Genomic DNA, 12304 nt, shown 5'->3' with positions numbered 1-12304 from the left:
GCGGCATTAAAACGAGTCGAACAGAATAAAGGAAGTCACGGAGTAGACGGCATGTCCGTAAAAGACCTACGAAGACACCTCTACGAAAATTGGGACTCCATTCGACAGTCGTTGAGAGAAGGAACCTACAAGCCCTTACCCGTCCGTCGAGTCGAAATCCCGAAACCGAACGGAGGAGTAAGGCTTCTAGGGATCCCTACCGTGACCGATCGTTTCATCCAACAAGCGATTGCCCAAGTGTTGAAGAAAATCTTTGATCCGACCTTCTCGGACCATAGCTATGGTTTTCGCCCAGGTAGAAGGGGACATGATGCGGTTAGGGAAGCAAAGGATTATATCAAAGAAGGATATCGTTGGGTAGTCGATATAGACCTAGAGAAATTCTTTGATAAGGTGAATCACGACAAACTGATGGGGATTTTGGCGAAAACAATCAAAGATCGGACTTTACTGAAGTTAATCCGCCGATATCTTCAATCAGGCGTAATGATCAATGGAGTGGTAATGGAAACCGAGATGGAAACACCACAAGGTGGCCCGCTTAGTCCACTTTTATCAAACATCATGCTTCACGAACTGGACAAAGAGCTTGAGAAACGTGGACATAAGTTTGTCCGGTATGCGGATGACTGTAACATCTACGTGAAAACAAAGAAAGCAGGAATTCGTGTNGGTATCTTCAATCAGGCGTGATGATCAATGGAGTAGTAATGGAAACGGACATGGGAACGCCTCAAGGCGGCCCGCTTAGTCCACTTTTATCAAACATCATGCTTCACGAACTGGACAAAGAGCTTGAGAAACGTGGACATAAGTTTGTCCGGTATGCGGATGACTGTAACATCTACGTGAAAACAAAGAAAGCAGGAATTCGTGTTATGAATTCCATTACCCACTTTATCGAGAAGGAATTAAAACTCAAGGTAAATAAGGAGAAATCGGCGGTAGACCGTCCTTGGAAACGGAAGTTTCTTGGTTTCAGCTTCACATCCAATAAAACACCAAAGGTACGGATTGCGAACGAAAGTGTGAAACGATTGAAAGATAAGATTCGTGAAATCACATCAAGATCCAAACCGTATCGAATGGAAGAAAGGATTGAGAAACTGAACAAGTACTTAATGGGATGGTGTGGATACTTTGCCTTGGTAGAAACACCGAGTAAGTTCAAAGAATTTGACGAATGGATTAGACGAAGGCTACGGATGTGCTTATGGAGAGAATGGAAAACTCCGAAAACAAGAGTTCGGAAACTCAAAGGATTAGGTGTTCCAAGCCATAAAGCATTCGAATGGGGCAATACACGGAAGGGATATTGGCGGATTGCCTGCAGTCCCATTCTACATAAAACCCTCGACAACTCTTATTGGAGTCACCGAGGGTTAAGAAGTCTAACCGAAAGGTATCAGACTCTACGTCATACTTAATTGAACCGCCGTATACCGAACGGTACGTACGGTGGTGTGAGAGGTCGGGGGTTAGTCACCCCCTCCTACTCGATTATAGCAGAGGAAAAAATTCAGTGTATTGAGATGAGAAAGATGTTTCAACGGCAAGATACAGAAAAAACTCATACGATGGTGCCTATAACATTCGATGTATGAGTTCCACACGATTATCTCGTTCGAAAAATCGATGCAGCCATTGATTTTTCATACATTTATGATTGGGTGTAAGATTTGTATTCCAAAGCCCAAGTATTGATCATGTGGTACTAATTAAAATTCCATTGATTCAGTACTTATTTGGGAATCGTTCCATGCAGTAAACGATAATGGAAATGGAGACGCGTATCGTTGTTTTTAGTATTGGAATTTCATGATTTATTTCCTCATTTCTCTAACTTCGATAAAAATTATAAACGACGTTTTAAAGACACAAATCTGTTTGAACAAATTTTTTCCAGATTATTTCTCAAGCCATAGATCATTCATCAATACGGAGTACATGTATACCGATTATACCCATGTCAAGGCGAATGCGAATAAACGGAAATAAAAGAAAAAAAACGTCCAAGTGGAAGCGAAAACGTATCAGGATTAACTCGAGAAAGAAATCAATGAAGACAGGTACTCAGGTTGTTCATCATCTTACTGATGCACACATGAATGCATTTATTCGCATGAAACTTATGCAAAAAGAGGATGTTCCGTCGATAAAACCTTTTGAGAAAAGTTCATGGAAAGAGACAATGGAGGCCGTTCTTTTCCAGTTGAATCATCCCTTGTGCTATTAGAAGGACTTCGGTGTGCACTGCTTAAACCACTAGAAACAACACCGTTTTTTTCAATCCAAACTTCGATATCAGATTCATCGTACCAAAATTCTTTCTCTTGCTCTAACCCTTCTAATTCACGAATATATACATCGTTGCGTAAATAAATCGCTTTTGGCTGGAACACTTCATGCAATTCTTTAATAACCCAGTCTTTTTGTTTTTCCATACCGGTGGAGAGAATTTGTATCACTAAAAATATGCTTACATCTAATCAAGTATCATTAAATATAAATTGACTTACTCAATTATGTTTCCACATTAAGTATTCTGTGTTGGACGTTTTATATGAATAAGTATACATTATAATCTTGGAAAAGTTTAGTCTCTTACAGATTGACGGGAAGACATTATTTATATCTTGTATTAATTTAATATTCAGTATTTTCCTCTCGCTCCACCACGTCGTTGTGCATTTAAATCAAATACTACAACACAATAATCTTAATTTTCATTTCAATCTTGTTTAAATTCCACATGCTAACCAATTTACGGTACTAAAATTATATTTCAAACCTTTCCTTGAATATCAACAATTTTAAGATAGAGATAAGACCCATTGTCATGAATTAGCAATTACGTTTTTAATTGATTCTTCTTCATAAAAGTCCCTTTCTCTAACCATGCAAACATAAATAAATATACTAATATACTAAACAATGAATATGGAGATTTTATAGAGGCGTTTAATATTTTGAAGGCTTCTAATCAATTTAAGAAGGACTAACTAACTGCTTGCTCACATATATGTGTATAAATAAAAACTTACAGGGAGGGAGAATTTATTGTCGATATTATTAACCGGAATCATTGTAACGATTTTGTCTTTGATTGTTATTGCTTTCGTATTTATAAAAAGAAAGAAAATCACATGTATGACCGGAATGATGGTGGCCATGGCTTTAGGAATGCTGGTAGGGCTAACAGGCGGCTTGTTGGCTAGGATTTTGTATAGCGGTAACCTCTTTTTCTCAACCGTTTTAGGAATGGGAATTGGACTTTTAGCCGGTTTTTTGGTCGGTTTACCGGTTAGTATCATGGCAATCATGGATGGAGTTCTGTCGGGCATTATGGGCGGGATGATGGGAGCGATGTTAGGAGAAATGATTTTACCGCAATACCAAAATTCAATGATTCGTGTCATGCTCGTCATATTTGTTGGGATGATTGTTATTATTTTGTACATGCTTCAACAAGAAACCGGTTTTAACCGTTTATTTTTTATTAACAAAATATTCCATAACCCGCTGTTAATATCAATCGTCTTTCTGCTGTTTTTCTACACGTATAACCACTTATATAATGAGCTCGATCAAGATCATAACGTGCCTATAAAAAACCCCCATATGAGTCACTCTATGTCTAATAATAAGTTGTCTGTCTCTCCGCTGAATTCCAGTACAAAGATGAAAAAAGTAGTCATTGAAGCAACTGAATTTGCTTACTTCCCTAAAGATTTTAAACTTACTGTAGGACAACCAGTAACCTTAATTCTCAAAAATAGTGGTGAAGTTGAACATGATATAGAATTTGAAAATATGAAAGCATCCCTTTTACAACAGAGTCATCATGGGAATCATTCAAAAGATCAAACAGTTCATATTCATTCTTCACCGGGAAAAACAACCGAAATGAAGTTCATACCAGTCGAAACCGGTGTTTTTCGATTTTATTGTACGGTTCCCGGACATAAAGAATCTGGTATGGTTGGATTCGTTCAAGTTTCTTAAAAAAGTGGAATGGCTGCCGAGACACTTCTCGGCATTTTTATATTCGTGCCTAGCCAAGCTGTTTTCTGCTATCAAACTCGAGTAAGTGCCAAGTCGTTTGGTAGCTGACAGGAAACTGCTGAAGAAATCTAGGTCGGCGCCTTGTGACAAAGTAACTCTCATATAGAGAGTGCGAACAAATCAACAGACCGTAACATCACGTGAATCCTGCCACATCGTCGAAAGTGACCTCTTTTAGAGGACAAAGGGAAGTCGAACCTAGATGAAATGGGCGAAGACCATAAAAGGTGTGAAGAACTTGGAAGTGTAGCACCGAAGAATCCCTTGGGGTATGGGGGCATTAGCAGTAAAATAATATTTTCTCGTTTCTTGTCCTTTACTTTCTCGTTGGTATCTGTTGCAAACTTTTTAGTTTGTTTATTCTCCCCTGAAGTAGTAGATTTTTTAAAAAGTCCCCCTCCGCAACCGGCTAAAGCAAATTAAATACTGTCAATAAGGTGAACATGACAATCATGGCTTTACGCATAAAATATTTCCCTTATTATTGAATCTATGGCTATGATAGCAGTAAGAATACGGATTCGAAGTGTAATCGTTCCTGACAGTTATAATTTATTGAAATCCATAAATTCTGCAAATTTAGTTTATAAAATAAAAATTACTTCTCTTATATAAATCGCCCAAAGGACAGAAACAAGGAGAACATACAGATTTTTATTCAAAAGTTTTAAGTCTCAACGGTTTAGTTCTATATACCATTCTGTTACTTAGAAAAGGTTGATTTAATCACTCCAAATATGTAAAAATCTAACAACAACTTTTCGAAAATATATAAAAGTGAATGGGCTGAAAGGAAGGACAAGAGTGAGAAAAATTTCATTTAAATTAGGACTATTATTTTTTGTATTCGTATTAGGAATAGAAACGGTTTTATTTGCGTCATTATATGTTACTCTGGTTAATTCTAGAATTAATGAGGAATTTGAGCAACTGCTAGCAAGAGGGAATAATCATCGCGATGTATTAGAAAAAAATTATGACCCTTCTACGTTAGAACATGTCACAATGATGGAGTCTGAAGCGGAGACGGACGTCGTTATTACAAATGACAAGGGGAATGTATTATATTTTTCAGATCATATTTTACCATTTGCCAAAAGAATTATAAAAACCAAAGCTAAAAACATTCCCCATGATGGTATGATTGTACAAAAAAATTGGCAAAGAGAGTCGTATATTTCGACAGTAAGCCCGATTCGGATTGATGGCAAGATAAAAGGGTATGTCTATATGTTTCAAAATACGGATTCTATTCAAAACATGATTTATAAATTAAAGCATCATTTCATTGTGGTTGGAATTCTTTCTATATTTTTAACTATTATTACTATTGCTTTCTTATCAAAAGTTATCACTATTCCTCTTATTCGCATGAAACAGGCGACCGAAAAATTGAGTAAAGGTGATTTTTCTGTTCGTTTGAATGTAAAAGGAGGGGACGAATTGGCGGAATTAGGGAAAGCGATTCAAACATTGGCAAGGGATTTAGAATACTTAAAAAAAGAAAGAAAAGAATTTCTCGCCAGTATTTCTCATGAGCTTCGTACCCCTCTAACTTATATAAAAGGATATGCTGATATAGCTAGGAGACTAAACATTGGGGAAGAAGAGAGAAATCGGTATTTGTCAATTATCTACGAAGAAACAGAGCAGATGCAAAAATTAGTGAAGGATCTCTTTGAGCTAGCACAGATGGATCAACATTCTTTTCAAATCCATAAGGAACCTACAAACTTATGTTTTTTCTTAAAAAAATTGCATAACAAAATGTATCCTGCTTTTCAGACTAAAAAAATGTCTCTTGTATGTTACTGTGATGGAAACATTACTGTCCATATAGATCAAAAACGTTTTGAACAAGTGATGATGAATCTGTTAGACAATGCTTTAAAATATTCTGATCAAGGTTCTACCGTCTCTATTAATGTAAAGGCGGAGAAAATGAACATTGTGATTATTGTTTCAGACGAAGGAACAGGAATCCCTGAAGAGGATTTGCCGCATATTTTTGAACGGTTATACCGAGTGGATAAATCAAGATCAAGAACCAGCGGTGGGACGGGATTAGGCTTAGCGATAGTAAAAGAAATTATTGAAGCGCACGGAGGTTCTATTTATGCGGATAGTATCTACGGAAAAGGAACTAAAATGATTATTACATTACCGGAGGGATAAGCATGTACACGATTTTACTTGTTGACGATGAAAAACGAATGTTAGATTTACTCAATCTTTATCTTTCGCCTAAAGGATATCATTGTGTAAAGTGTGAGTCCGGTTTATCAGCGATACAGTACTTAGAAAATAACAAAGCTGATTTAGTCTTGCTGGATATTATGATGCCGGAATTGGATGGGTGGGAAACTTGTAAACGAATTAAAGAGTTTTCCAATGTCCCTATTATCATGGTGACCGCAAGAGATCAAACGTTAGATATAGTCAAAGGGCTCAATATTGGGGCGGATGATTATATCACAAAACCGTTTGACGAAGCCGAGCTCCATGCCCGTATAGAGGCGGTGCTGCGCCGCACCGTGGGAAAGCGCTCGAAAATAGAATTTCAAGGATTAGTGTGGGATGAAGACGAACATAAAGTCCACTATCAAAACGAACCGATTTTTCTAACGCCGAAAGAGTTTGCTGTATTAGGGCTTTTTCTGAAAAATCCAAGCAGAGTGTTTAGCAGAGAACAAATCATCATGTCATTATGGGGCTATAACGCAAATACAGAAGAGCGTACTATTGATTCTCATGTGAAAAATATTAGAGAAAAGCTTAGACAAGTTGGTTTTCCGATAGATCGATTTCTGCAAACCGTTTGGGGGGTGGGATATAAATGGGAGGAATAAGGTGAAAAGAGGATGAAAGAGCAAATCATTACACTACTCAACACTTATGAAAATTTTGCTTATCTGGTTAGTATCATTATAAATGTTATTATAAGCATTTTAGGATTTGTACCAAGCGTATTTCTAACGGCTGCCAATTTGGCCGTGTTCGGGTTTTGGAAAGGCACCTTTTTATCTTTTGCGGGGGAAGCAATCGGAGCCATTGTCTCTTTTGTTTTATATCGTAAAGGATTTAGGAAACTTTCTGAAACGAAATTGTTTTCTCATCCGAAAGTCAGACGTTTGCTTGATGCAAAAGGTTTAGAAGCCTTTTTTCTTGTTCTATCTTTGCGGCTTCTTCCTTTAATTCCGTCAGGAGTAGTTACCTTTGTTGCAGCGATAGGAAAAACCTCCTTACTTATCTTTATTATTGCTAGCTCAATAGGGAAGATACCTGCATTACTTTTAGAAGCCTATTCGGTTTATCAATTGATGAATTGGACATGCCAAGGTAAAGTGGTATCGACACTTCTGTCTGTATTTTTATTCATATTTACTTGGAAGAAAATCAATCGAAAAACGGCTCAAACTAACAAAACTTAAATGGATTTGTGAAGAGTGACAAAGAAGTTGCTAATATTATATGTAGAGAAACAAACTCCATAAATTCTGCAAATATTTCTGCTATAAAATGTACTTGTCTATTTCATACACAAAAAGGGGTATCAGCAATGAAAAAAATGACGAAAGCGATTATGATTACATCGTCCATTCTTCTTCTAAGCGCTTGTTCATCATCCAATGAAAAAGAACAGTCCTTTATCACTAGCAAAGAGCAAGCAAAATCCAATGTATCTGTTACAAATAATCCTTTCTTTAAAGAGAAGAAAGAAGGAAAGATTGAGCATTTACATGGAATCGGTTATGCCGGGAATCAAAACGCGATTTACTTTGCTACACACGAAGGTTTACACGTTTACCAAAATAATAAGTGGTATGAAACGACTTCCAATAAGCATGATTATATGGGCTTTTCTGCTACAGACGATGGATTTTATTCATCGGGGCATCCAGAAGAAGGTTCATCTTTAGGAAATCCTCTTGGTCTTGTAAAAAGCTTTGATAATGGACAAACATTGATGAATCTAGAATTTTATAAAGAATCTGATTTTCATTATATGACAGTAGGCTATAAAAGCCATACGATTTATGTCGTGAACCAAGAAGGAAACAAAACGCTAGGACAAGGGGTATTTTACAGTAAAGACGACGGCAAAACGTGGTCGCAAAGTCAATTAAACGGTCTACCGCCAACTTCTGCAGGAACGATTGCTACCCACCCAACGGACGAAAATATGGTCGGCATTAGTACGTCTGAAGGAATTTTTGTTTCAAAAGATAATGGAAATACTTTTGAACGGTTTACTCGAAAGCTAAATACGACGACTTTTGTCTTTCAAGAAAAATCGATTTTATTTGCTGCTGTAGAGAACAATAAGCCTATACTCATAAAACAATCATTAGACTCAAAACAGGAGGAAGTTCTTTCTGTCCCTGCACTGGATGAAAAAGATCATATCATGTATATGGCCTCTAATCCGAAAAATGAGAAGGAAATTGTTATAGCCACTATGAATGGGGATATTTTCATGACAAAAAATAACGGTGAGAGCTGGGCAAGACTAGCATCGAAAGGGACAATATAAAAAATTTTCAAAAGACATGCGTACAGCATGTCTTTTATGTTTAGCGTGCCCAGCTAAGCTGTTATCTGCTAGTTGGTGCAAGTCCAACCCGAGTAAATGCCAAGACACTCGGTAGCTGACAGGCAACTGGTGGAGAAATCCTAAGGTTGAAGCCCTGTGACAAAGTAACTCTCTTAGAGAGTGCGAGCAAATCAGCAGACCGTAACATGAAGTGAATCCTGCCGCCTCGTCAAAAGAGACCTCCTTTGGAGGACAAAGGGAAGTCGAGCCTGGTGAATATGGGCGAAGACTATGGAAGGTGTGAAGATCTTGGAAGTGCAGCACCGAAGAATCCCTCGGGGTAAGGGGAGCGGTATGTTGAGAAAGTAGATAACGGAACTGGGGAGGCCCTCCTCCACACTTCTTAAGAAGTAAAGAGGAAACCTATAAACCAGAAGCTGAAATGGTAGACTGTGGAGAGGGAGTCGGAGGGGGTCATAGTACTGATGAAGCCATGGAGCATAACGTGGCAGAAGGAAGGACCCCTACTTCGTTCATAAGTTAGAAGGAGGTAAGAGTGAGTGAATGCCGGAAAACTGGCTAACTACACCGATGTCAAAGCTCGAGAACTCTGGAAAACTTTATACCTTTGTGCCAAGGAAAGTCCAACACGCCGATTTCATGCCTTATACGATAAAATTTATCGTCCGGATATTCTCGCAGTGGCATGGCGTAAAGTAAAAGCGAACAAAGGAAGTTGCGGAGTAGATGGAGAAACTATTGAATTTATCGTCCATCAATACGGGGAAAGAAACTTACTGAATGAGATCTATATAGAACTCAAGCACAAAAGGTTTCACCCAAGCCCTGTTCGCCGAGTTTATATTCCAAAAGACAACAAGGGAAGCATGAGACCGTTAGGAATTCCAACGGTAAAAGACCGGATCGTACAGATGGCAACGAAAATGGTCATTGAACCCATCTTTGAAGCAGACTTTCAAGACTGTTCTTATGGATTCAGACCGAAAAGAAATGCTCACCAAGCCATCGCAAAGATTCGAAAATTGAGTAGGAACCATTACTGGGTAGTAGATGTAGATATTAAAGGGTACTTTGACAATATCAATCAAGAAAAATTGATGAAGCTAGTCGAAATGAGAATCAGTGATCGCCGAGTATTGAAACTGATTCGGAAATGGCTGAGAGCAGGTGTAATGGAAGATGGCCAGTTTCATAACACCGAAAAGGGTACCCCGCAGGGCGGAGTCATTTCGCCTCTTTTAGCAAACATCTACCTCCATTATATGGACACGATATGGAAGAGGAAGTTCCTACATTTGGGGGAACTGGTGCGATACGCAGATGATTTTGTGATTATGTGTCGTACGAAAACCCAAGCGCTGGAGAGCATCCAGGTATTAAAAGCCATCATGAAGAAACTAGACCTTGAAATCAACACGGAGAAATCCAAACTCGTTAATATCTGGGATGACACAAATGGATTCGACTTTCTAGGTCTACATCATCGGAAATTCCCTGTGATGAATAAGGGAGGCTCGAAAGTTTATGTCATGTCTCACATTCCAAGTAAGAAAGCCATGAAGAAGATGAAAATGAAGATTAAGGAATATACGAGTCCTAAGAACAAGCTATTTATGGACATCAAAGAACTGGTGAAGGGGCTCAATCGAATTTTACAAGGGTTTAAGAATTACTATAGTATTTCGCCCATCGCCAAGAAGTGGCTAAATAAAGTGGACTGGTATGTATTAGAGAGACTTACTCTGTTTTGGAATAAGAAGAAGAACAAAAGGAAGAAACATGCGAGAATGAAGGAAGTTATGAAAGTAACCCAAGGCTTATTAGTGAAATTAGCAAGTTAGACTGGAACGAAAGCCAAAGGAGAAGAACGTCGGAAAGCCGTATGAGGGAAAACCTCACGTACGGTTTGATGAGGGGAAGCTGAGAGTAAAAGAGACAGCATAAGCTGTCTCTTTGAAATCAGTTTTCTACTCTACTTATTAAAAAATATAAAACTCCACAATTTCTGCAAAATTCACTGCTACAATATAGACATCAGATAGAGAAGAAGGTGAGAAGAAGGTTGTATTCGTTCTTGAGTCAAATAAGTAACCTTTTAAGTCAACCGTTTCTAAATATTGCACATAATACAACAACTATCCCTATTTTATCAGCGTTTGTTCTTGGGATAGTAGGAGCGATGGCCCCGTGTCAAATAACCAGTAACTTAGGTGCTATCACTTTATACAGTAATCAGTCCTTGCAAAAAGGAATTGTGTGGAAAGAGTTGTTTCTTTTTATTTTTGGGAAAATTATTGCTTTTTCCGGTTTAGGTTTGATTGTCTGGCTTATGGGGAAAGAGATTCAAAGTACACTAACATTATATTTTCCGTGGTTAAGAAAGCTCATTGGTCCCATACTCATTCTTGTAGGCTTATACTTGTTAGGGCTTTTTAAAATGTATTGGAACGTGACCTTGTTCAAAGTACCTGAGAGATTTTTAAAGAAAGGAAAAACAGGCTCCTTTTTAATGGGTTTGGGTTTTTCATTAGCTTTTTGTCCAACGATGTTTGTGCTGTTTTTCGTGACTTTAATGCCTCTTGTGTATTCGACGTTTTACGGAGTGATATTACCGAGCATCTTTGCCATCGGAACCTCTGTACCTGTTATTTTCTTCATCTTCATTCTTTGGTACTTAGGATTTAGCGGCACTCTAATGAAAAAAGGAAGACAAGCAGGAAGTTTCGTTCAGAAAGCAGCTGGAATCGTGATGATTTTACTTGGCATATTAGACACCATCACTTATTGGTTCTAAAGTTATGAAAAGGGAGGAAAGTGAATGGCGATGTTTGGAGGTTCTGCTATGATGGTCGGGATGATGTTATTTTGGGTTTTATTAATCGCCGTTGGTTTTTATCTCTTATATCGTTTTATCAATGACCGCAAAGAAGAGTTATCTCCGATTGAAATATTAAAAGTACAATTAGCCAAAGGAGAGATCACTTTAGACGAATTTGAACAGCTGTCCAAAAAGTTATAATAATATCTCGTCTTTTTCGTTATATTAAGCACAGGAAATGAATTTTACAATTGTTCCCCCCTTTTCAATTTTATATAGATGAAAGAAGTTGTTGATAATAGCTTTGTCAACAGCTTCTTTTGTTTTTATTTTAGTTTTTTTCGAACATAATGACTTCTTATTCTCATTCAGCTTGACCTCTTCTATTTCATGTATTCTTCTTTAGTTTAAAATCGTTATGGAGCGAACTATTTTGGGAAAAAGAAGGTATTTTAATGCTATTCTCTTTTTTACCCACAATCATATCAATTGTATTTTATACCCACTACCGGTATAATGTATTTGAGGATAGCTATTAAAGAGGTGATACCAGTGAATCACTATGAAGATAACAATATAAATAAAAAAATGGTTCCGAGAACAGAAAAAGAAATTGAAAGCATTATCAATCGCCTGAAGCGTATTGAAGGACAAGTACGTGGCGTGCAAAAGATGGTGGAGGAAAATCGCTATTGTATTGATATTTTGGTTCAAATTTCGGCGATTAATGCAGCATTAAAAAAAGTAGGGTTTAACTTGTTGGAACGTCATGCAAATCATTGTGTTTCTAAGGCAATCCGCGAAGGCAATGGAGAAGAATCCATTCGAGAATTAATGGATGTAATTAAGCAATTCTCAAAGTAAAG

10 protein-coding genes and 2 pseudogenes are annotated in these 12304 nt (G+C 37.6%); 11 read left to right on the top strand and 1 reads right to left on the bottom strand.

What is annotated here, in order from left to right; translation table 11 throughout:
• Both ltrA (GD441_RS09405) and GD441_RS09400 read left to right on the top strand, forming a co-directional pair.
• Positions 1-693, top strand: a 693-nt coding sequence (ltrA, locus tag GD441_RS09405) for a group II intron reverse transcriptase/maturase (RefSeq protein WP_420849680.1), incomplete at its 5' end; no start/stop codon positions are given.
• Positions 675-1427: pseudogene (locus GD441_RS09400) on the top strand (group II intron maturase-specific domain-containing protein); the annotation flags it as partial. The gene ltrA (GD441_RS09405) and the pseudogene GD441_RS09400, both read left to right, overlap by 19 nt.
• An 846-nt stretch (positions 1428-2273) precedes the next feature.
• Here GD441_RS09400 and GD441_RS09395 read toward each other — a convergent pair.
• Positions 2274-2471 (bottom strand): annotated as a pseudogene (locus GD441_RS09395) (rRNA large subunit methyltransferase I); the annotation flags it as partial.
• Positions 2472-3060: 589 nt separating this feature from the next.
• Here GD441_RS09395 and GD441_RS09390 point away from each other — a divergent pair.
• From GD441_RS09390 to GD441_RS09350, 9 genes are all read left to right on the top strand, one after another.
• Positions 3061-4005 (top strand): plastocyanin/azurin family copper-binding protein, encoded by a 945-nt coding sequence (locus GD441_RS09390; RefSeq protein WP_153126029.1) that lies wholly within the window; start codon positions 3061-3063, stop codon positions 4003-4005.
• Positions 4006-4869: 864 nt separating this feature from the next.
• Complete coding sequence (locus GD441_RS09385; protein WP_153126026.1) at positions 4870-6240, top strand: sensor histidine kinase; 1371 nt, start codon at positions 4870-4872, stop codon at positions 6238-6240.
• 2 nt (positions 6241-6242) lie between these two features.
• Positions 6243-6914 carry a response regulator transcription factor gene (locus GD441_RS09380; RefSeq protein WP_153126025.1) on the top strand — a complete coding sequence of 224 codons (672 nt, stop codon included), beginning with the start codon at positions 6243-6245 and terminating at the stop codon, positions 6912-6914.
• 12 nt (positions 6915-6926) lie between these two features.
• Entirely contained in the window at positions 6927-7496 is a 570-nt protein-coding gene (locus tag GD441_RS09375) for a TVP38/TMEM64 family protein (RefSeq protein ID WP_153126023.1), read from the top strand.
• 128 nt (positions 7497-7624) lie between these two features.
• On the top strand, positions 7625-8599 hold the full coding sequence (locus GD441_RS09370) for a F510_1955 family glycosylhydrolase (RefSeq protein ID WP_153126021.1): 975 nt from the start codon (positions 7625-7627) through the stop codon (positions 8597-8599).
• Positions 8600-9159: 560 nt separating this feature from the next.
• A complete protein-coding gene (gene ltrA, locus GD441_RS09365; RefSeq protein ID WP_153126019.1) occupies positions 9160-10461 on the top strand; it encodes a group II intron reverse transcriptase/maturase in 1302 nt (433 codons plus the stop codon).
• A 221-nt stretch (positions 10462-10682) separates the two neighbouring features.
• On the top strand, positions 10683-11414 hold the full coding sequence (locus GD441_RS09360) for an urease accessory protein UreH domain-containing protein (protein ID WP_153126017.1): 732 nt from the start codon (positions 10683-10685) through the stop codon (positions 11412-11414).
• 24 nt (positions 11415-11438) lie between these two features.
• Positions 11439-11639 carry an SHOCT domain-containing protein gene (locus GD441_RS09355; protein ID WP_153126016.1) on the top strand — a complete coding sequence of 67 codons (201 nt, stop codon included), beginning with the start codon at positions 11439-11441 and terminating at the stop codon, positions 11637-11639.
• Positions 11640-11990: 351 nt separating this feature from the next.
• The gene (locus GD441_RS09350; RefSeq protein ID WP_153126014.1) at positions 11991-12302 is read left to right on the top strand and encodes a metal-sensing transcriptional repressor; all 312 of its coding nucleotides are present in this window, start codon (positions 11991-11993) and stop codon (positions 12300-12302) included.
• The last annotated feature ends 2 nt before the right edge of the window (positions 12303-12304 follow it).

It is taken from the genome of Peribacillus tepidiphilus (genome assembly GCF_009466385.1).
Taxonomy (GTDB): domain Bacteria; phylum Bacillota; class Bacilli; order Bacillales; family DSM-1321; genus Bacillus_BN; species Bacillus_BN tepidiphilus.
Note: the sequence above shows the minus strand (reverse complement) of the source record. Positions and strands in the feature narration are given on the sequence as shown.